The organism is Halomicrobium sp. IBSBa, assembly GCF_017612575.1.
GTDB lineage: Archaea > Halobacteriota > Halobacteria > Halobacteriales > Haloarculaceae > Halomicrobium.
This window is the reverse complement of record NZ_JADPQC010000002.1, coordinates 95,317-116,172: the sequence shown is the minus strand read 5'-3', so window position 1 is coordinate 116,172 and position 20,856 is coordinate 95,317. Positions and strand designations below refer to the sequence as shown.

The 20,856-nt window shown below is 65.8% G+C and carries 21 protein-coding genes; 9 read left to right on the top strand and 12 right to left on the bottom strand.

All coding sequences use genetic code 11. The features are described from left to right. Positions 1-66 precede the first annotated feature (66 nt). A complete protein-coding gene (locus IL252_RS07235; protein ID WP_170093010.1) occupies positions 67-1,122 on the bottom strand; it encodes a squalene/phytoene synthase family protein in 1,056 nt (351 codons plus the stop codon). Positions 1,123-1,326: 204 nt separating this feature from the next. On the opposite strand from IL252_RS07235, the gene leuS reads away from it, so the two are divergent. The 3 genes from leuS to IL252_RS07220 all read left to right on the top strand — a co-directional run bounded on the left by leuS (position 1,327) and on the right by IL252_RS07220 (position 5,007). Further along, entirely contained in the window at positions 1,327-4,086 is a 2,760-nt protein-coding gene (gene leuS, locus IL252_RS07230; protein ID WP_208627466.1) for a leucine--tRNA ligase, read from the top strand. A 66-nt stretch (positions 4,087-4,152) separates the two neighbouring features. Continuing rightward, entirely contained in the window at positions 4,153-4,431 is a 279-nt protein-coding gene (locus tag IL252_RS07225) for a hypothetical protein (protein WP_208627465.1), read from the top strand. 123 nt (positions 4,432-4,554) lie between these two features. Further along, the gene (locus IL252_RS07220) at positions 4,555-5,007 is read left to right on the top strand and encodes an acyl-CoA thioesterase (RefSeq protein WP_170093008.1); all 453 of its coding nucleotides are present in this window, start codon (positions 4,555-4,557) and stop codon (positions 5,005-5,007) included. A gap of 93 nt (positions 5,008-5,100) precedes the next feature. On the opposite strand, the gene IL252_RS07215 is transcribed toward IL252_RS07220, so the two are convergent. Continuing rightward, positions 5,101-5,532, bottom strand: coding sequence for a DUF123 domain-containing protein (locus IL252_RS07215; RefSeq protein WP_208627464.1), 432 nt, complete (start codon positions 5,530-5,532; stop codon positions 5,101-5,103). Continuing rightward, on the bottom strand, positions 5,529-5,822 hold the full coding sequence (locus tag IL252_RS07210; RefSeq protein ID WP_208627463.1) for a hypothetical protein: 294 nt from the start codon (positions 5,820-5,822) through the stop codon (positions 5,529-5,531). The genes IL252_RS07215 and IL252_RS07210 overlap by 4 nt, the downstream gene beginning before the upstream one ends. A gap of 87 nt (positions 5,823-5,909) precedes the next feature. Between IL252_RS07210 and IL252_RS07205 the strand changes: the two genes are divergently transcribed. Together IL252_RS07205 and IL252_RS07200 are read left to right on the top strand one after the other, a co-directional pair. Beyond that, positions 5,910-6,698 (top strand): trans-aconitate 2-methyltransferase, encoded by a 789-nt coding sequence (locus IL252_RS07205; protein WP_208627462.1) that lies wholly within the window; start codon positions 5,910-5,912, stop codon positions 6,696-6,698. A 24-nt stretch (positions 6,699-6,722) separates the two neighbouring features. After that, on the top strand, positions 6,723-7,112 hold the full coding sequence (locus tag IL252_RS07200; protein ID WP_208627461.1) for a DUF2237 family protein: 390 nt from the start codon (positions 6,723-6,725) through the stop codon (positions 7,110-7,112). A gap of 81 nt (positions 7,113-7,193) precedes the next feature. Here the strand turns inward: IL252_RS07200 and IL252_RS07195 are convergent, their stop codons facing one another. Continuing rightward, a complete protein-coding gene (locus IL252_RS07195; RefSeq protein WP_208627460.1) occupies positions 7,194-7,814 on the bottom strand; it encodes a TetR/AcrR family transcriptional regulator in 621 nt (206 codons plus the stop codon). A 114-nt stretch (positions 7,815-7,928) separates the two neighbouring features. On the opposite strand from IL252_RS07195, the gene hjc reads away from it, so the two are divergent. After that, positions 7,929-8,447, top strand: a complete 519-nt coding sequence (gene hjc / locus IL252_RS07190; protein ID WP_153552089.1) for a Holliday junction resolvase Hjc — start codon at positions 7,929-7,931, stop codon at positions 8,445-8,447. Here hjc and IL252_RS07185 read toward each other — a convergent pair. Beyond that, the gene (locus tag IL252_RS07185; RefSeq protein ID WP_208627459.1) at positions 8,444-9,301 is read right to left on the bottom strand and encodes a polysaccharide deacetylase family protein; all 858 of its coding nucleotides are present in this window, start codon (positions 9,299-9,301) and stop codon (positions 8,444-8,446) included. The genes hjc and IL252_RS07185 overlap by 4 nt on opposite strands. 488 nt (positions 9,302-9,789) lie before the next feature. Further along, the gene (locus tag IL252_RS07180; RefSeq protein WP_208627458.1) at positions 9,790-11,064 is read right to left on the bottom strand and encodes a PQQ-binding-like beta-propeller repeat protein; all 1,275 of its coding nucleotides are present in this window, start codon (positions 11,062-11,064) and stop codon (positions 9,790-9,792) included. Between the two features lie 563 nt (positions 11,065-11,627). Between IL252_RS07180 and IL252_RS07175 the strand changes: the two genes are divergently transcribed. Next, positions 11,628-12,278, top strand: a complete 651-nt coding sequence (locus IL252_RS07175; RefSeq protein WP_208627457.1) for a hypothetical protein — start codon at positions 11,628-11,630, stop codon at positions 12,276-12,278. A gap of 58 nt (positions 12,279-12,336) precedes the next feature. Here IL252_RS07175 and IL252_RS07170 read toward each other — a convergent pair whose 3' ends face one another. Genes IL252_RS07170 through IL252_RS07160 form a run of 3 tightly spaced genes read right to left on the bottom strand, consistent with a single transcriptional unit; the run spans position 12,337 to position 13,740 of the window. Next, the gene (locus IL252_RS07170) at positions 12,337-12,918 is read right to left on the bottom strand and encodes an L-threonylcarbamoyladenylate synthase (protein WP_208627456.1); all 582 of its coding nucleotides are present in this window, start codon (positions 12,916-12,918) and stop codon (positions 12,337-12,339) included. Positions 12,919-12,961: 43 nt separating this feature from the next. Next, a complete protein-coding gene (locus tag IL252_RS07165; protein ID WP_208627455.1) occupies positions 12,962-13,477 on the bottom strand; it encodes a redoxin domain-containing protein in 516 nt (171 codons plus the stop codon). Continuing rightward, entirely contained in the window at positions 13,477-13,740 is a 264-nt protein-coding gene (locus IL252_RS07160; protein ID WP_015761863.1) for a glutathione S-transferase N-terminal domain-containing protein, read from the bottom strand. Before IL252_RS07160 ends, IL252_RS07165 begins: the two co-directional genes overlap by 1 nt. A gap of 118 nt (positions 13,741-13,858) precedes the next feature. On the opposite strand from IL252_RS07160, the gene IL252_RS07155 reads away from it, so the two are divergent. Continuing rightward, a complete protein-coding gene (locus IL252_RS07155) occupies positions 13,859-15,271 on the top strand; it encodes a hemolysin family protein (RefSeq protein ID WP_208627454.1) in 1,413 nt (470 codons plus the stop codon). A 382-nt stretch (positions 15,272-15,653) separates the two neighbouring features. On the opposite strand, the gene IL252_RS07150 is transcribed toward IL252_RS07155, so the two are convergent. From IL252_RS07150 to IL252_RS07140, 3 genes are all read right to left on the bottom strand, one after another. Next, the gene (locus IL252_RS07150) at positions 15,654-16,838 is read right to left on the bottom strand and encodes an inorganic phosphate transporter (protein WP_208627453.1); all 1,185 of its coding nucleotides are present in this window, start codon (positions 16,836-16,838) and stop codon (positions 15,654-15,656) included. Positions 16,839-16,975: 137 nt separating this feature from the next. Then, entirely contained in the window at positions 16,976-18,358 is a 1,383-nt protein-coding gene (locus IL252_RS07145) for a PKD domain-containing protein (RefSeq protein ID WP_208627452.1), read from the bottom strand. A gap of 496 nt (positions 18,359-18,854) precedes the next feature. Then, a complete protein-coding gene (locus tag IL252_RS07140; RefSeq protein ID WP_153552053.1) occupies positions 18,855-19,574 on the bottom strand; it encodes a DUF5828 family protein in 720 nt (239 codons plus the stop codon). Positions 19,575-19,789: 215 nt separating this feature from the next. On the opposite strand from IL252_RS07140, the gene IL252_RS07135 reads away from it, so the two are divergent. Continuing rightward, complete coding sequence (locus tag IL252_RS07135) at positions 19,790-20,854, top strand: TAXI family TRAP transporter solute-binding subunit (protein WP_208627451.1); 1,065 nt, start codon at positions 19,790-19,792, stop codon at positions 20,852-20,854. The last annotated feature ends 2 nt before the right edge of the window (positions 20,855-20,856 follow it).

Below are 20,856 nucleotides of genomic sequence, written 5' to 3'. Positions count from 1 at the left end.
GATTCCGGTCCATGCCGGCCGTTCGACGGGCACTCTCAAAAGGGTTCGCGCCGGGGTCGTCGCTCGCTACTGCTCGTGATACGGACCGGCTCGCACCGTAGCTGCGAGATCGCGGACCTGGTCGCGGGTGAAGCCGTCCTCGGCCTCGGCGAACAGCGCCTCGACCTCCTCGCGTTCGAGCTTGACCGCGTCGGGCTGTTCGACGGCGTCGACGGTCCGTTCGCGGAGTTCGCGGATCGTTCCGAGTGCCAGCAGGTAGGGCAGCGCCGTCGCCTCCAGGAGGCCGCCGTTGTCTCCTTCCGGGACCGTCGAGAGGTACCGCTGGGCACCGTGTGCGTAGTCGGCGGCCTGATCGACGACGCGGCCGACGACGCGGGCGACCGCGGTCGAGTGCTCGGGCTCGGCGACGGCCTCGTGGTCGAGCTCTTCCTCGGCGAGCCACTCGCCGGGGAGGTAGACGTTGTTCTCCTCGTCCCAGTCGGCGCGAACGTCCTTGGCGATGTTGACCAGCTGGAGCAGGAGTGCGAACGCGCGGGCGTCTTCGGGGTCTGGCGTGGGGTCGTCGGGGTCGGCTCGGGCGGCCTGGAGGTTCATGAACAGCTGGCCGACGGTGCCGGCGACGTACCAGCAGTACTCTTCGAGTTCGTCCAGCGTCTCCAGACGGAGGCCGCCGCTGTCCTCGTGGCGGCGCAGGATGTCCGCCATGCCCGTCGCCATCTCGCGGGTGATCGAGCGCATCCCGTCCTGGACCGGGTCGGGAAACGACCGCCAGAGGCGGACGATGCGGTCGGTCTGGCCGAGGACGGCCCAGTCGTCGCCCCCGTCGGCCGGCGTCTCGGGCTCGACGGCCGCCAGAAAGTCCTCGACGGTCGTCTCGTCGTCTTCGGCCAGCATCGCGTCGAAGGTCTCTAAGAGCTCGGCGCGGCGCTGCATCGGAATCGTCGGTTCGTCCTCGATCGTGTCCGCGGTCCGGCAGAGGAGATAGCCGGTACAGACCCACTCCGTCATCGGCTCGTCCAGCAACTCGACACTCAGCGCGAACGTCCGGGAGACCGACTGGACGGCCTCGAACGCCCAGGTCCGATCGTCAGCCAGCGTCGCCTGCTGCGGCACTCCGGTCATTGTGAGTATACTCCGGCTCGGTGTACAAAAAAGGCCGCCCAACAGATGGAGCCAACCTCGCGTTCGCCGTCACCGACGGCGTTGTGCTGTCTTATTCATCACGAAAGATAGTCTGGATTATCGTTCGTCGATTCCCACCTACTCGGTGTCACGCCTCCGCTGGCAGAACAGTGATGGTGCCACCCTCCCACCTTCCGGGCAAGGATGGCGAACCGCTACAACCACGCCCGCGTCCAGGAGTACTGGCAACACGTCTGGGACCGCGAGGGCGTGTACGAACTCGACGACGCGGCGATCGACCGCGGCGAGGGGACCTACGTGCTGGGGATGTTCCCCTACACGTCGGGCTCGCTGCACATGGGCCACATCCGCAACTACGCGATCACCGACGCCGTCGCCCGCTACCGGCGGATGAACGGTGCGGACGTGCTCCACCCGATGGGGTGGGACGCCTTCGGGCTCCCGGCGGAGAACGCCGCCTACGAGCGCGACACCGACCCGGAGTCGTGGACGCGAACGTGCATCGAGCAGATGCGCGACGAACTCGAACGGATGGGGTTTGGCTACGACTGGTCTCGCGAGATCACCACCTGCGATCCGGAGTACTACCGGTGGAACCAGTGGCTCTTTACCCGCTTCTACGAGAACGACCTCGTCGAGTACACCGGCGCAGCGGTCAACTGGTGTCCGGACTGCGAGACCGTCCTGGCCGACGCACAGGTCGACGAGGGCGACGGTCCGGCCGACGTGCGCGACGACACGCCGGGACACGCCGACGGCGAAGGGGTCTGCTGGCGCTGTGGCACCGCGGTCGAGACACGCGAACTCGACCAGTGGTTCTTCACGATCACCGACTACGCGGACGAACTCGCGGACGGCCTGGACGACCTCGACGGGTGGCCCGACAGCGTCCGCGAGATCCAGCGCAACTGGATCGGCCGCCGCGAGGGTGCCGAGATCACCTTCGAGATCGACGGCGAGCCGATCGACGTGTTCACGACCCGGCCCGACACCGTCTTCGGAGCGACGTATCTAGCGCTCGCGCCGGGCCACGAGGTCGCCCGCGAACTCGCCCAGCGCACGGCCTCGGGAGCGAGCGAGGCGGTCGCCGACTTCCACGACCGGGCCGCCGACGGCCGGGCCGAGGGAACGGCCGGCGTCGACACCGGCCTCACCGCGACGACCCCGGTCACCGGCGAGGAGATCCCCGTCTACGTCGCCAGCTACGTCCTCTCTGACGTGGGGACGGGCGCGGTGATGGGCGTGCCGGCCCACAACGAGCGCGACCACGCCTTCGCTGCGGCACATGACCTCCCGGTCGAGCGAGTCGTCGCGCCCAACGACGGCGAACGCGGAGCGCGCAACGGCGACGACCTCCCGTACACCGACGAGGGGATGATCGTCGCCGACGGGGCCTACGAGGGGCTGGCGAGTGCAGCCGCCCGCGAGCGATTGCTCGATCACGACGCCGTGACGGCGGCGACGACCTACCGCCTGCGCGACTGGCTCATCTCCCGACAGCGCTACTGGGGGACGCCGATCCCGATGGTCCACTGCGAGGAGTGTGGGGCGGTGCCGGTGCCCGACGAGGACCTCCCCGTCGAACTCCCCGAGTTCGTCCAGACCACGGGGAACCCACTGGCCGCGAGCGACGAGTTCGTCCAGACGACCTGTCCCGACTGTGGCGGCCCTGCCCAACGCGAGACCGACACCATGGACACCTTCGTCGACTCCTCCTGGTACTTCCTGCGGTACCTGAACCCAGATCTCTCGACGGCCCCCTTCGAGAACGAGGTCGCCGACGACTGGCTCCCGGTCGACGTGTACGTCGGCGGCGACGAGCACGCGGTGCTCCACCTGCTGTACATTCGCTTTTTCACCCGCGCGCTGGCGGATCTGGGCCTGCTCGATCGGCGCGAACCCGTCGACCGGCTGGTCAACCAGGGGACGGTGTTGCACGGCGGCGAGAAGATGTCCAAGTCGAAGGGCAACGACGTGGCCCCCCACGAGTACGGCGCAGAGACGACGCGGCTGTTCGTCCTCTCGGCGGCACACCCCGGCCAGGACTTCGAGTGGACGGCGACGGACGTGAGCAACGCCTACGAGTTCCAGCAGGACGTGTACCGGATGGTGCTGTCGTTCACCGACGGTGCCGGCGGTCGGACCGAGAGCAGACCGCACGACGCCTACCTCGAACGGGAGATCGACCGAACGATCGCCGCCGTTACCGACGAGTACGACCGCTTTCGCTTCCACCGGGTCGTCACCGAACTCCAGCAGTTCGCCCAGTTGCTGCGACGATATCGCGAGTACGAGACGCCGTACCGCTTCGCGTACAGCCGGGGGCTGCGCGTGCTGGCGAAGCTGCTCGCGCCGCTCGCTCCCTATCTGGCCGAGGAGCTGTGGTCCGCGCTGGACGGCGAGGGGCTGATCGCCGGTGCCGACTGGCCCACGCCGCTGCACGACAGTCCCGACTATCGCACCGAGCGCGAACTCGTCCGGACGACGCTCGCGGACGTGCGCGAGATCACCGACGTGGTCGAGATCACCGATCCCGACGAGATCGAGCTCGTCGTCGCGCCCGACTGGAGCTATCGCGCCTACGAGATCGCTCGCGAGGTGAGCCAGGAGCCAGAGTCGACCGCGAGCGAGGGTGGTCCCAGCTCTCGGGACGGCAGTACACCCGCGGGACAGCCGGCAGACGGGGCAGTCGTCGGTCGTATCATGGACGCCGACGCCGTGCCCGGCACCGAAGCGGCAGCCGACTACGCGACCGAGCTGGCCGACCGTTCGGGCGGGTTCGAGCCGGTGCTGGCTCCCGAGCGCGAGCTGACGGTGCTGGAACAGGCGTCGTGGCTGTTCGCCGAGGAGTTCGACGCGGACGTGGTCGTCAGGCGGGCCGACCCCGACGGTGAGCAGGCCCACAGAGCCCGGCCGAACAAGCCCGCGATCCACATCACGTAATCGGTCCACAGTGGGACCCGTTCCTGTTGGTGTAGGTATAAGACGCTGGCACCCCACGGTTCTCGTATGGCCTTCGACAACGTCACGCTGTTCGAGATCAACGTCGCGGACCCCCTGGGAGGCGAGCCGACCGACGCCGGACCCGCGAGCGAGTCGGACGAACCGGCCGCCGACTCGGCGACGGCGGACACGGGCGGCACTCTGGCGCTGCGGGTCCTCGGACTCGTCGCCGCTGTCGCGACGGTCGGGCTGGCGGTCCACTGGCTCCGCCAGCGCCGGAGCGAGGCCGAGGCCGACTACGAGACCGAGGAGATCGAGCCCGGCGTCGAGCGCGTCGCGGTCTGACACTGTCGGCCGTCACCTTCCGGAGTGGTTCGCCGCTACGGGCGGCGGAACTGTCGGTCGATACACAGCCGACAGCCCGAGGACAGCCGCGCCTTTTTCCCCGCTTCTCTCGAAGCGCCTCGCATGCCGACGCTGGCTTCGACCCATCTGACGAACCGCTACCGCGTCCAGCCCAACCACGCCAACAACTACGACACTGCCCACGGTGGGATCGTGATGAAGTGGCTCGACGAGATCGGCGCGATGTCGGCGATGCGCTTTGCCGGCCACCCCTGCGTGACCGCCAGGATGGACGGGCTGAACTTCCGTCGCCCGATCCCCGTCGGCGACACCGCGCTCACGGAGGCGTACGTCTACGACTCCGGGCGAACGAGCGTTCGCGTCCGCGTGCGCGCCGAACGCGAGAATCCGACGACCGGCGAGACGGAGGTCACGACCGAAGGCCACTTCGTCTTCGTCGCGCTCGACGACGGCGAGCCGACCGGTGTCCCCGAACTCACGGCCGAAACCGACGCCGAACGCGAACTGCGGGACGCGGCGCTCGCCGACGCCGAGACCGACGGGAACGGTTCCTGATACTGCCGGCTGTCACTGTTTCGAGACATTCGCGACCACGGGGTCGCAACGTTCGTTACGGACGGACAGCCGGCAGTATGACCGGTCCCCGCGCTACCGGTTCGCCCGGTGTGCTCGATCGACTGCGTCCAGAAGCGCCGCCCGGTCGGGGTGGAAGGCGAGGTGTGACTCACAGTCGCAGTCGGAACTCCCGAACTCGGGGACGCGGCTGGCGGCGACGGCGTCGGCGACCGCACACTCGATGTCGACGCCCGCCGAGCGGACGACGTGATCGAGCTGGGTCCCGGGCGCGCCCAGCAGGTAGTCGACGTGCCAGTGACGCACGTCGTGTTCGCCCGCCGCGACGCGCTTGTGACGGTCGACGCGGCTGAAGCCGCCGCTGCCCAGTGCGCTCCCGGTGTAGGCGTACCACCCCGACGGGAACGACAGCGACCCGAGCGCGCCCACTTCGAGGGGGCCGCCCTCGGTCCGCTCGATCAGGAGGGTGTAGGTGCCGCCCGCGTCGGTCTCTTGCCCGCCGGTCACGCGCCGATCGCTGGGTCCGCCGCGAAGCTGTCGAACCCTTCGAGGCGGTACTCCCGGGAGTCGGTGCAGTCGTCGTTCTCCGCCGCGAGGTGGCCCACCAGCCAGTCGTAGGCGTGGACGAACGCCTCGTCGGGCGCGTCGGCGAACTGCTGCTCGACGGCGTCGGCGGTCAGTTCCTCGTCGTAGTCCTCGCGGAAGGCCGCGAGCGTCTCGGCGGCGGTCGCCGCGGTCGCTTCGTCTGCCCCTGCCGCTTCGAACACTGCCTGCACGTCGTCGGCGAACTCGCTCATGTCCGAACGGTGGCCGCCTGGCCCCGTATGCGTTCTGCTTCTGGCCCGCACCGACACCTTTTGTACGGGGAGGATCGAATCGGATCCATGACAGACAACGAGTGGGATGGGCCGCGATACGACGACGCGGCCGGCTTCGTGACCGACTACGGCGACAGCGTCGTCGACCTGCTCGACCCGCGACCCGGCGAGTGCATCCTCGATCTGGGCTGTGGGACCGGCCACCTCACGGCGACCGTCGCCGACGCGGTCGGCAGCGAGGGCGACACACTGGGGATCGACGCGTCGAGCGAGATGATCGCGGAGGCACGCGCGGCCCACCCCGACCTGCGGTTCGACTGCGTCGACGCGACGGCCTTCCAGGCAGATGGGGCGTTCGACGCAGTGTTCTCCAACGCGGCGCTGCACTGGATCGACGACCAGGACGCCGTCGCCGAACGCGTCGCCGCGGCGCTCGCTCCCGGCGGCCGTTTCGTCGCGGAGATGGGCGCGAGGGGCAACGTCGCGTCGATCGTCGCGGCGGTCCGGGCGGAACTCCGCGATCGAGGGTACGACGCTGCCGACCCCTGGTACTTCCCGACGGTCGGCGAGCACGCGACGCTGCTGGAACGGCACGGCTTCGCGGTGCGGTCGGCGACGGTGTTCGACCGGCCGACCGACCTCGACGGCCCGGACGGCCTGCGGGAGTGGCTGGCCGTGTTCGGCGATTCGCTGTTCGCACCGCTCTCGGACGCCGAGCGAGCCGCCGTCGTCGCGGCCGTCGAGGATCGGCTCCGTCCCGAGCGGTACGACCCCGACAGCGAGACCTGGACCGCGGACTACCGGCGGCTCCGGTTCGTCGCGGTGCGAGACGAGTCTGCCTCTCGCCAGACCTAACCCATCGCTCGCCCATCTGGCGGTATGAGCGAGACGAACGTGCTGGGCGAGCCACTCGAACCGTGCAGCACCGACCCGGAGACTGGCTTCGAACGGGACGGCTGCTGTGGCGAGCACCCACAGGACCGCGGCCGCCACGAACTGTGTGCGGTGATGACCGACGAGTTCCTCCAGTTCAGCAAACGGCAGGGCAACGACCTCGTGACGCCGCGCCCGCAACTGAACTTCCCCGGGCTGGAACCCGGCGACCGCTGGTGTCTCTGTCTGGGCCGGTGGGTCGAGGCCCTCCAGGCGACGCGCCGCGAGCAACTGCCCGAGACGACGGTGCCGCCGGTGGTGCTCGACGCGACCAACGAGGCCGTCCTGGACACGGTCGACCTGGAGACGCTGGAAGCCCACGCGTACGATCGGTGAGCGCTGTGGTGGCCCCGTCGCACCGCCGTCCGACTGTGACACAGAGTCCTATCGGCGAGAAAAGAGTCGCAGGCGGCAGCCTCAGTCGTCACTCGCGGCCATCTCGTCGTCGACGAGGCTCTCGCCCTCGACCAGGAGCCGTTCGAGGAGGTACTCCTCGATGCCCGCGAGTGCGGTCTCGGTCGGCGCGTCCTCGCCGAGGATCACGTCGTGGGACTGGGCTCCCTCGATGGCCGACCGGAACACCGCGGCGAACCGCTCGGGGTCCACGTCGTCGCGGAACTGGCCCTGCTCGATGCCCTCCCGGACGATGTCGGCGATCAGATCGCGGATGTGTCGGTCGTTGTGGACCTGCTGGGCACGCAGCGCCTCGTCGTAGGGGGCCTGTGCGCGCAGCCCCAGCAGCGCCATGTGTACGTCGTCGGGCCCCTCGCTGTCGTCACCCTCGACGACGATCTCGGTCATCCGCAACAGCTGTTCCATCGGGTCGGCCTCGCTGTCCTCGTCGAACTCCCGCAGGAAGTTCTCCAGCAGGTGCTCCATGAACGAGACGATCAGGTCCTCCTTCGAGTCGTAGTGGTAGTGCAGCAGTGACTTGCTCTTCTCGAACTCGTCGGCGATCGACTGCATCGTCAGATCCGCATAGCCGTGCTTGCAGAGGGCCGCAAACGTGGCCTCCATGATGTCGTCGTCGGTGGTCATTGTTGACTGACTATCCAGTCAGGGGGCAAGAAACTGTCGCTCCCGAATTCGCGTGAAATTAACCGCTGCTCCGTCGGCGTGCGCTTAAATACGTCGAGACCGACCGACCGAGTAATGGTAGGCTCGAACGCCAAAGGGGACCGCCGCGAGCGCGAACTCGTCAACGCCTTGGACGAGGCTGGGTTCGCGGTGATGCGCGCGCCGGCCAGTGGCTCGGCGACCGAACGGGAACTGCCGGACGTGCTGGCCGGCGACGGCGAGCAGTTCTACGCCGTCGAAGCGAAGTCGAGCGCGGGTGACCCGATCTACCTCGACGGCGAGGAGGTCGAGGCGCTGCTCTTTTTCGCCCGGAACTTCGGCGCGAAGCCCCGGATCGGCGTGCGATTCGACCGCGAGGACTGGTTTTTCTTCCACCCCGGCGACCTCTACGTCACCGACGGCGGGAACTACCGCGTCAAGAAGGAGACGGCGCTGGCCGAGGGCACCGACTTCGACGAGTTCGTGGGCCACAGCGAGAAGGTCACGCTGGCCGAGATCGGCGACGACGACGGCCCGGATCAGGCGACGCTTGACGTTCTGGCGGCACTCGATCGGGGCGATCTGAGCGTCGAAGACGCGGCGGAGATGCTTTAACTGGAGAACGTCGTCAGCTCGATCCCGCGTTCGCGTGCGGCTTCGATGACGAACGCGACCCGCTCGGGCGGGACCGTCTCCCAGGCGGTGTGGCCCGCCAGGATGCCCAGCCCGCCCCGAGCCGCGACGCTGTCGAGGTACGTCTCGATCTCGGCCCGCCGGAGGTGACTCCGTTCGAGGTAGCACCGCTGGTAGCTCGTCGGCGGGGTGCCCGGCCGGTTCGGCAGTGACCGCACGGCGGCGTTGGGGAGCACGTCGTACGTCTCGGCGGCCAGCGCCCACGCTCGCGGGTCGGCCGCGTCGTAGGGGAACACGAAGCCGTCGGGATCGTACCCCAGCCGGTCGAACGCCGAGCGAACGCCGACGATCTCGTCTCTGAGCGTCGCTTCGGTCGGGCGCACCACCGCCTCGTCCCCGTCGAACGCGGCGTCGATCTCGCTCTCGACGCCGAGGGTGACCGCCGCCTCGCCGACGGCGAGTGACTCTCCCAGCGTCACCGTCGTCGTCCGGTTGCCGTCGGTCAGCTCGTAGCGATCGCCCGCGAGAACGCCGTGTTCCTCGCCGGGGAACACGTGCCCGGCGGCGACGGTGAGCCGTTCGTCGCCGCTGGTCACGTCGGCCGTGAGGTGGTGGGCCTGCAGGTAGCGGTGGCGGCTCCCGTGCGAACAGATCTCACAGCCGGCCTCGGCCAGCGCGGCGAGCTGCTCGGCGGTGAGGTGGTCGTCGTCGCCCAACCACTCGGGCACGACCGCCACCGCCGCGGGCGCGTCGTGAGCGCCCAACACGGGCAAGAGCTGTTCGTAGTCCGTCGCGTAGCCGTCGTCGAAGACGAGCACGAGCTGGCCGTCGGGCATGCCCTTTCGTTTCGAACTGCCGGGGATAAGTGTTGCTCGCGAGCGGGAGGTCGTGTTTAGGTAAGTGAATGCGGTCGTTGCTGCACCGAAAGCCTTCGACACGTTCGGCGGCGTCTGTGGCAGATATCCTCACTGCGCGCGGATAGAGTCGACGCAGATGCCGCCAGACCCGCCTCGCCCTTTCATCCGCCGAGAGAATTCTCTGGGCGGATGAAAGTGTCTCCACGCCTGTAGACACAGACACCTACTGGGTCAAGGGACAGGCGACCACCCTGTCAGCCAGCCCGGCCAGCGGGTCTTTCAGCTATAAGATATTATAAACGAGATCGGCGGGATTTTCCTCCAACGCAAGTTCGCAAAGCGTAGCGCTGGAGCAATCTCGGCCCGCGTTGCGACTATGGAGATTGCCTGTACTTCCGCAGTGCTGTTTTGGCCTCTTCGTCCCTGGGAGTATGGGCCTCAGGGAGAACTGATGCCTAAGATATCGACTACGCCAGTAAGTAAGTACCGCGAGTATTGTCCCGAACTCCGCTGTCTCCGGTTGTAAAAACTAGCCCGTTCTCCGTGAGCGCGGGCGGCATATCGAGACTACCCGCCAAGAATCCCTCTGTACCCGGATAGCTGTGTTCCCACTGTTTGTCACCACTGTCCGGGTTGAGGGCAATGACTGTCACTGGACTCTCTTCGTCCCCAGTGATGGTGAAGAGACTCTGTGGTGTAACAGCAGGCGGCAAAGGTATACCAGAATCTACTTCGACTTTCCACTTTTCATCGCCGGTCGACGGGTTTAGACCCACAATCGATGTCCTATCGGTGGTGATAGTGTAAAGACCACTATCCCCGACAGCCGGCGGTGCAGCCAAGTTCACCTCAGTAGACCATTCGAGTTCTCCGTCCCAACTAAAAGCAGACAAAACATCTTCAGCGGTCAATACGTACACTCTGTTGGGACCGATCACGGGTGGCCAGGGGGTCGGTGAAACCTTGCCGTACCATTCAACTGATCCAGTCTTTGGGTCGAACGCGACCAACGACGGCGCGTCGTAATGTATCTTTCGCGTTCCGCAAAGAAGACCATCGACAGCAGCGAATGCATTAATTGTATACTTGAACGATCCCTGATCCGAGAAGTTCTCTTTTTTCCACTGAACGGATCCGGTACGAGCGTCAAGCCCGAAGAGGCGATCATGGTTTTCGACACATACTGTCGTGCCAGCTGCGGTTAGATATCCGCCGTGTTCGAATCGCCAACAAACCGATCCGTCAGTCGCGTCAACGGCGGTGATGCCCGAATCATGCGGGACTACTGCCGTATCCCCGATCACCGACATTGACGGACCTGTTCCAGTCTGGTGCCAGAGTTGAATGCCGCCTGTCGTTGTAGACAACGTACCACTGAATGCTTCTATCGTGTTGTCTATCAGTTGCGCTGGGATGTCGAGAAGCTGAACAAGCACCTGTCCGTTGCAAATTACGGGCTGTAGTGGAGAAGGTTCACGACTAGTCGGTGAGATCCGTTTTATATCACCACTCTCGTCTGGTCCGGCATTTCGATCTATGTACGACCGTCGGTCAGGCCCCCCGCGGGTGGACGACCACGGACCGCTATCTCCTTCTATCGGAGCATCTGAAATATATTCTGTGGGTCCAAACCTACGATCAATCTCTTCCTCAACTGTCTGACATCCACTCAGAGACACTACGCTGCCACCGAGGACCGTGAGGAGCTTTCGGCGGCTGACGAATGTTTCATTCGAGGACATGTAACTCAGTACGAATATTGATTAAAAATTGATTGTGATTTAATCGAACCACTCGCTCAGTTCGCAGAGCGAAATTATTGGCTGAGGTCCAGCGAGGATATAGAGGAACAACTTGGGAATTGGGACCTAGGTCACTCATCGTGATTTTATTCATGCTGGATGTAACAAACCCCCTCGTGAATACGAATGGTATTTTGATCAACGTGAATCGTTCGGCATACACGTTGAGCGAGCTTAGGGAGAAACAGGACGCTTAGACAGATTCTGACTGGGGTGCTCTGTTGAATCCACAGACGGCGGGGATAGGAACTGACGACAGAGTCATCAGACTCTATTGGTGGCGGGTTTCTACAACCGGACTTCGGTCGATGGGACGAGTTTGGAGAGCCAAAGCTGATCATGACCAGCCATCTGTAGCCAATTCTTGCCAACTGCTGAACGCTAGCCCACGATCCGGCCGCAGTCGTCGGATTCAACGGAGTAACTACTCCTGATTTCTCATCTGAACACCACCGAGCGCGAGCGCCACACGTTTATGACCCGTGACGGGGCCAGGGGCGTCCGTGCACACCTTCCGTGACCTGGCGACGGCGGCGTACTGTCCGCGAAAGCTCTACTACCGACGGCGCGACGGCGAGCCGTCGATCCCCGACGGCGTCGAGGACGTGCGACAGCTGGCCTTCGACTACGACACACTCCGGTCGGTCGACGCGGCGCTGCTCGCCGCCCCCATCGAGGTCTCGCCCGGCACCTACCGCGAGCGACTCGGGCGGCTCGCGCGGCGGCTCGACTACTGGGACGGACTCGTCGACCCGCCGCGACGGGACGCTCTCCTGACCGGCCGAGAGTGTCGTGGGATCGCCCACAAGGTGCTCGAAGCGCCGCTCGTCCCGTCGCTGGTCTTCGCCGGTGAGCCGCCCGACGAGGGAGTCTGGGAGCCCCAGACCGTCCGGCTCGTGGCCGCGGCCAAGGCTCTCGCCTGGGAGCACGAGACGACGGTCGAGCGGGCCGTCGCCGAGTATCCCGCCTACGGCGTCGTCCGCGAGATCGACCTGACGGTCAGGCGGAAAGCGGCCTACCGGAAGGCCGTCCGGACGGCGGAGACGATCGACGGCCCGCCCTCGCGTGTCGACAGCGACGCGAAGTGTGCCCCCTGCGAGTACCGCGAGACGTGTGGCACGACGACCCGCTCGCTCGCGAGCATGCTCTCGTAGGGGCCGGGCGTCGGCAGACGCGACGACGGTCGAGCGGAAAGCGACGACGGCGTGCCACTTAATGATCGGCCAGCCACGCCCGGATCGCCTCGCAGTCTGCCCCCTCCCGGACGATCTCGTCGGCGGCCACGTCGACCACCGTCGACTCCGTGCCGGGCGTCCGACCGTCGTCGAGGACCACTGCCGCATCCGCCCTGACGGACTCCCCGATCTCCTCGACGGTCCGGGCGCTCGGTTCCCCGCTGACGTTGGCGCTGGTCGACGTGATCGGCGCGACTCGCTCCAGCAGCGCCAGCGCTAGCTCGTGGTCCGGTACGCGAATGCCCACGCGGTCACGCCCGGCGGTCAGCACGTCGGGCACCGACGACCGCCGTTGGGCCAGTACCGTCACCGGGCCGGGGAGGAAGGCCCGCATGAACGCCAGCTCGCGCTCGCTGGGTTCGGTGTAGTCGGTCGCTGCGTCGACGCTTGGCACCGCGAGCGAGACCGGCTTCGAACGGTCTCGGCCCTTCACGTCGAACACGCGCTGGACGGCGTCGGAGTCGAGCGCGTCGCCGGCCAGTCCGTACACTGTCTCGGTGGGGTAGATCACCAACTCACCGTCGTCGATCGCCTCGGCCGCGCGGTCGAGATCACTCATTACCCGAGCGTGGGCCGGGCCGCGAAAAAGCGTGCTGGAACCGCTATCGGATGACCGCTTCGACGGCGTCGTAGTCGGGGAAGTCGGGCCACTCCGTGGCGACCCAGGCGTACTCGATCGTCCGATCGCTATCGAGGACGAACACGGCCGGCCGGGGCTCGGCGATGCCGGCCATCCCGTCCATCTCGACCGCGATGCCGTACGCCTCGGCGACGCCGTTGGCAGGGTCGGAGTAGAGCCGATATGCCTCGCCCAGATCCCGCTCCTCGAGCAGGCGCTTGTGGGCGTAGGGCGTCGAGATCGACAGGCCGACGACGGTGGCGTCGGCGTGCCACTCGCGGTCGCGGATCTCGTTCCAGGCGTACGTCGCCGGGAAGGCCCCGTCCATGGAGTGAAAGACCAGCACCGTCGGGTCGTCGTCCTCGGCGACCAGCTCTGACAGCGCCACGTCGGCCCAGGACTCGTCGGTGACCAGCGGGCGGGTGAAATCCGGCGCTCGCTCGCCGACCTCGGGGTGGTCTGCGGGACCGAGATCGACCACGTCGAAATCGAGCTCCATCAGTCGTCCCCTCCCTCGCCGTAGGTTCGGTCAAGGTAGTCGACGATGTTCGCACTCTCTGCCATCGTCACGCCCGTCTGCTCGTCGACGATCGCTGGAACGGTTCGCTTCCCACACAGGCGCTTGACGGCGTCGCGCTCCGAGTGGAGCGGTTCGACGAACCGGGATTCGTAGTCGAGGCCGTACTCCTGGAGCCGACGGACGACCCGCTCACAGAACGGGCAGGCCTGGAGCCGGTAGAGTGTGATGGCGGTGTCGCTCATACACTTCCCCGTAGGAGCGAGCGACCGGTAATTCTGTCGGGTGTATCCGTTCCGTGTCACGTCGGACGGGTGCCCCATGGCAACGTTTAATTCACACCCTCTGCAAACTCAGACGTTGATGGCTCTTGACCCCCCTGTCGGAGTCGATTCACTGGTAGCCTTGCCACTACAGGTCGACATCTACGGTCCCGTCCAGCTCCCCGAGAACGTGTTTCTCGGGATCGGTGCGGGGATCATTCTCCTCTTGATCGGGCTCTCGGCGTTTTTCTCCTCGTCGGAGATCGCCATGTTCTCGTTGCCGAGCCACCGCGTCGAGGCTCTCGTCGAGGACGCCGTCCCCGGATCGGAGACCCTCAAAGGGCTCAAAGAGGACCCACACCGGCTGCTGGTGACGATTCTAGTAGGTAACAACCTCGTCAACATCGCGATGTCCTCGATCGCGACGGGGCTGTTGACCTACGTCCTCGGAAGCGGCCAGCAGGGCCTCGCGGTCGCGCTCTCGACGTTCGGGATCACCGCGATCGTCCTGCTGTTCGGCGAGAGCGCGCCCAAGAGCTACGCCGTCGAGAACACGGAGTCGTGGGCGCTGCGGATCGCCAAGCCGCTGAAGTTCTCCGAGCGTGTCCTGTTGCCCCTGATCGTCCTGTTCGACTACCTCACCCGGATCGTCAACAAGGTCACCGGCGGTCGCTCGGCCATCGAGACGTCCTACGTCACCCGCGAGGAGATCCAGGACATCATCGAGACCGGCGAGCGCGAGGGTGTCCTCGACGAGGAGGAACGCGAGATGCTCCAGCGGACGCTGCGGTTCAACAACACGATCGCCAAGGAAGTGATGACGCCGCGACTGGACATGGAAGCCATCTCGAAGGATGCCTCCGTCGAGGAGGCGATCCAGCAGTGTATCCAGAGCGGCCACGCCCGCGTGCCGGTGTACGAGGGGAGTCTCGACAACGTCATCGGCATCGCACACCTGCGAGATCTGGTTCGGGACCGCGACTACAGCGACGCCGAGACCGAGCTCGCGGACCTCATCGAACCGACGCTGCACGTCCCCGAGTCCAAGAACGTCGACGACCTCCTGACGGAGATGCGCCGCGAACGACTCCACATGGTCATCGTCATCGACGAGTTCGGGACCACCGAGGGACTGGTGACGATGGAAGACCTCACCGAAGAGATCGTCGGCGAGATCCTCGAAGGCGAGGAGGAGGAACCCATCGAGTTCGTCGGCGACGGCGAAGTCGTCGTCAAAGGCGAGGTCAACATCGAGGAGGTCAACGAGGCGATGGACCTCGAACTGCCCGAGGGCGAGGAGTTCGAGACGATCGCCGGCTTCATCTTCAACCGCGCGGGCCGCCTCGTCGAAGAGGGCGAGCGCATCGAGTTCGACAGCGTCGCGATCGTCGTCGAGCGAGTCGAGAACACCCGCATCATGAAGGCGCGGCTGTTACGGATCGATCCCGAGGACGGCGAGGACGGCGAGGCCGAGAGTGACGGCGACACGTCCACACAAACGGCGACCGAGTGATACGCGACGGTGTCGACATGCACCAGATCGGTCACACGACACCGACACACTCTGTCGACAGAAAAGTTTCCACATCTTCGGTCCTGCGGCTCGTATTTGGGTCTGTTCTAGTAGAAATAAGGAATATGTTGCTGTATGGCCGAAGTATCATGTACTGGGTTCACGAACGTTCGGTTACGATGGTTCACTCCCCAGATCGGCACGACGATACTGTCCCGATCGGCACGCGAACGCGAGCGGTAGACGACGGTGTGAGCGACACTGACCGTGCTTCGGACGACTCGGCTGGCGCGACGGAGCGCGATGCGACGCCGATCGTTCCCCACACCCGGGTGCCAAGATAGTCGGCGGATCAGCCCCGAGTCTGCCGTTTCGTCGTCGACTACAGGATGGACACGGCCGTGAAGACGCCGTAGCCGAGCCCGAGCGCCAGCGCCAGCGAGGCGACCCACGCCAGCACCGTCTTGCCCATCTTCTCGCCGCTGACCGACCCGCCGCCAGCGGCCGCGCCGCTTCCGATGATCGAGAAGACGATGATCTCGTTGAACGACACCGGGAGCCCGACGTAGACGGCCGTCTGTGCGATCATAAACGAGGGGATCAGCGCCGCGATCGAGCGGCGTGGTCCCAGCGACGAGTAGTCCTGCGAGAGCGCCTTGATCATCCGTGGTGCGCCGGTCCAGGAGCCAGCGAGCAGGCCGATCCCGCCGCCGAGCAACACGGCCGTGATCGGGACCGTGAACGTATCGAGCAGCGGGAGTAGTGGCCCGATCGCCAGCCCGACCTGACTGCCGCCGGCCGAGAAGGCGACGAGTCCGCCCATCACCAGCAGGAACCGCCGCTGTGCTCGCTCGCCGTGTTCGTGGACGTCGTACCACACCGCCGCCGCGATCAGGAGCCCGAGCACGAGCGAGACCAGCGCCCGGCCGCCGGTTCCGCCCTCGAAGGTGCGCGCGAGGGCGACCGAGAGGGCACCCGGGCCGCCGTCGGGTCCGAGCCCCGTGAACTCGACGTTCGCCAGTAACACGCCGACCAGGCCCGCGAGCCCGGCGATCGAGAACCGCTCCGCGATCCGGTCTGCGCGCAGCAGTTTCGCCGTCAGGAAGCCGACGAAGCTCCCGGCGAACGGCGTCAATACCCACAGCAAGGCGATCTGCTGGTACTTTGGCCAGGCTGGCTGGCCGCCCATCGCCAGCCCGACGCCGACGACCGCGCCGGTGACGGTAAAGGCCGTCGCGATCGGGTAGCCGGCGAAGACGCCGATTGCGACCAGCACCGCCGCAGTCAGCAGCGCGATCGTCGCCGCGATCGCCGAGAGGCCCCCACCGTCGGGGAAGAGTATGAGGCCGCTCCCGACCGTCTCTGTGACGTTGGCCCCCTGTAACACCGCTCCGAGCAGACCCAGAATACCGACGAAAAAGCCTGCCCGCATCACCGAAATGGCGTTGGCCCCGACCGCCGGTGCGAACGGCGTCGAGCCGGACGATCCCGCACCGATCGCCCAGGCCATGAACAGACTCGCTGCGGCGGCGATCACGAGCGTTCCGAGCGTGCTCCCAGCAACCATCTGTCACCGGTTTTCGCCGGCCAGCGTATTAGGCTGTCGGCTGGTGGGAGACAGCCTCATACTACCGGCTGTAACTTCGTGAAAATCTTCGCCACCCCGGGGTGGCGAAATCGGTCACAAATTTACAGCCGGCAGTATCAGTTGCCCCCACTCTCGACTGGGTAGAAGGCGTCGGAGTGGCCGTAGTCGCTGGTGTCTCGGTGCAGTGCCCACATGCTGACGTTCCCGATTCCCTGCTGCTGTGCGAAGTCGGCGACGTTCTGGGAGTCGCTGACCGACCACTCGGACTCGTTCACGTTGGGGAGGAACCCGAGCTTCGCGCGTCGCTGTGCCTCGCTCTTGTCGGGATAGACGTTGCTCATCCAGTCGACCGTGCCTTCGACGGCCGATTTGACCCGTTCGGGCGTCGTGTCTACGTCCGTCCAGTCCATCGTCATGATGTTGATGTACTCCAGTTCGACGCCCCTGTCCAGCGCGTCGGTGATCATGTCTTTCCCGGGACAGTGGTCGGCGTTGACGATCCCGGACGGTCTGGCGGCGACCGTGTACGTGACTTTCACGTCCGGCCGCTCGGACTGGATCTGTGCGAGTGCCTCGTTGCGCATCTCGTAGTAGGTGCCGTCACGGCCCGGCTCGTCGTAGTTCTCGTCGTCGATGTCGATGTGCGTCACGCCGAGCGTGTCGAGGACCGTCTCGTAGGCGCTTTTGACCTCCGAGACGCTGCTCGCGTCGCGGGCGACGATCCGGCCGTCCCAGCCGCCCATCGCGACCCACACGTCGTAGCCCTCGTCCTGGAGCGTGCTGATCTTGTCGGCGTGGTCCGAGAGCGGCCGGTCGCCGTCCGCGGTGAGCCACGCGGGGGTGACCGTCCCGTCGTCGGTGCCGTCGCCGACGAACGAGAGGACGACGCGGTCGGTGCTCGCGTTCCGCGTGTCTCCGAGAATGTCGCCCCACGTTCCCAGGTACGGGGCGAAGATCGCGTCGCTGCTGCCCGACGAGGAGCTGACGGAGATTCCCGTCGTCGCACTGTCGGTGGCCCCGTCGTCGTCGGTGACGGTGAGTGTGACGGTGTAGTCCCCGGTCGCGTCGTAGCTGTGACTCGTCGTCGCTCCGGTCGCCGTCGTCCCGTCGCCCAGTTCCCACTCGTAGCTGGCGATCGACCCGTCGGCGTCGGACGATCCCGACCCGTCGAGGTCGACGGTCGCTCCGGGTTCGACGGTCGTCGAGGACGCGCTGACCGACGCCGTCGGCCCCTCGTTGCCCGTTCCCCCGTCGCCGTCACAGGACCCTTCGAGCGTCCAGACGGCCTCGCTTTCGGCCGGGGCGGTGCCCCGCGTCCACCACTCGGCGGTCCAGAGGGACCCCTCGTAGGTCACCTGATCGCCGCCGTTGTAGGTCGCGTCTGGGTCCCACTCGGCGACGTTGCTACAGTCCGTCGCGGCCACGGTTGTGCCAGCGCCAGCCGCGAGGACGAACGTACTCGATACCGCACGAATGAACTCTCTGCGTGAATTGTCCATAGTTGTCACTCTCGGAGGCAGTCGTTGGCCCCAACCCCACGCGTCCCATGCCAGTGGTGTGTCGGACAACCTCGGGCGCTCGACAGCCCGACGGTCGCCGCCGCGAACCGGGAAGGGCCGAACCTCCGTCGAAGACGTTGTGAGAATCCCACATAAGCCCTTCATAATTTTACACAGTTATTCGGGAAGTACGGAACTGTTACCGCAGAGTCCGGCTTCGAATTAACGAATTTTATCTACTGACACAAAACGACTTACAGGAGACACTCAGGGCGCTCGGATTTTCATTATAGAGAAACAACTCCGTGAGTAATTCTGGCGTGTGCGATTCGGTACCGTGATTCTTCCAGAAATAGTGGCCGTAATTTGGGTCCGCAGTCGCTCTCTGTCCGAAAATTCTCCGCCGCTTGGTCCTGTTTCTCACGGCGTCAGTTCGTCCGTCTGTCCGTCTGTCTTCCCGACGCCAAACCGAAATTAAACGCTGACAGAGCAGCGTTTAGTTCGTCTTCGCATCCGTCTCCTCGTCGCCCGTCTCTTCCTCGCTCACCTCTACGCCCTCCGCCGTGGCGGCGGCCTCGATTTCTTTCTCGGTGTTGACGTGCCACCGGTCGACGTCGCTGTCGAAGTCCGCCAGGCGGTTCGAGACCCGTTCCTTGAGGTCGTCGTCGTTGACGTTGATCTCGAAGATGTACTCTGGGCGGTCGTCGCCGTTGACCCGCTGGAGGTTCGCACTCACGAGCGCGTTGTCGAAGTAGTACGGTGCGATCTGGGTCATCACGTTCTTGTAGACGGTGTCTTCGACCGTCCGCAGGGCCTTGCGGCTGGCCGAGTCGGCGGCGCGGGCGACGTAGTCTAAGCTCTCGCCCCACGACTCGACGGCCTCGTCGGGCTCGTCGAGGTTCTCGTAGGAGTCCGCGAGCTTCTCGCCGGCCGTCCGGAGGTCGTCGTCCGGATCTTTCCCGGCCTGTTCGCCCTTGCCCTCGTCGACGCGAGCCTGTTCGGCGGTCTTCTCGTTGACGTCCTCGTCGAGGCGCTCGTGGCTCTTCGGTCGCCACTCGTCGAACTCTTCGAGGGCGTCGCCGTCGACTGGCCGGTCGACGCGCTCGTCGGTCGCCAGCTCTCGCAGCGCCTGGACGATCCGCTCGCCGTGTTCGACGACGTCGACCCAGCCACCGCGGCGCTTGAAGCCTGAGACGCTCTCTTCTATGTTTTCCATGGTCGGTTAGAACAGCTGGTGGACGTGGTGCCCATCCGTTGGTGCTGGCGAGTTTTGTCGCTACACCACCATAAGCTTTCGTCGGACGCGTGGTACCGACCGGCACGGACAGCCGCGCGCGCGACGATCGCAGAACTCTCTCGTTCCAGTGTAGGACCTGCTTACCGGCTGTTTCGGATCTCATAACGAAATGCCGTCGGCGGTACGACTGGTCTATGGGCGATCACACCAGACGACGATTCATTCGCGCGACTGGACTCGTGGGCGTCACCGCACTCGCCGGCTGTGCCGGCGACGACGGCGGCGGCGGTGCGGAAGACTCGCCGACCGAGACGGGGATGGACGAGGGTGGCGACGAGACGGAGGGTGACATGGACGAGACGGCCACCGACACCGAATCGTCTGACGGCGGCGACGGCCAGGCCGACACCCGCCTCTCGTGGCACGCCGGTGGGACCGGCGGCACCTACTTCCCGCTCTCGAACGAGCTCAAGACCGTCGTCGAGGACAACACCGATTTCACGCTGAACGTCCAGTCGACGGGGGCCAGCGTCGAGAACGTCGGCAGCCTCGCCAACGGGAACGCCGACTTCGCACTGATCCAGAACGACATCGCGTACTTCGCGAAGAACGGCACCGGTATCGACGCGTTCCAGGACAACGCCATCGAGAATCTGCGCGGCGTCGCGACGCTGTATCCGGAGACGATCACCATCGTGACCCTCGCCGACACCGGCATCTCGCAGCTGTCTGACCTCTCGGGGGCGACGATCAACACGGGCGATCTGGGCAGCGGCACGCAGGTCAACGCCAACCAGATCCTCGAAGCCGTCGGCATCACCGACTTCGAGGAGCAAAACGCCTCGTTCTCGCAGGCGGCCGACCAGCTCCGGAACGGCGACATCGACGCCGCCTTCGTCGTCGGGGGCTGGCCGGTCGGCGCGATCGAGGATCTGGCGACGACCAACGACATCGCGATCGTCCCCATCGACGGCGACAACCGCACGGCGGTCAAGGACGCGGCGTCGTGGTTCGCCGACGACACCATCCCGGGCGGGACGTACTCGGGCGTCTCCGAAGACGTAGAGACCGTCGCCGTCCAGGCGATGATCGCGACCAATGCCGACGTGCCCGAAGCGACGGTCGAGACGGTGACCGCGGCGATCTTCGACAACGTCGACGCGCTGACGATCAAGACGGAGTTCATCGGCGTCGACTCGGCACAGGACGGGATGTCGATCGAGCTCCACCCCGGCGCTGCGGCCTACTTCGACGCCTGATC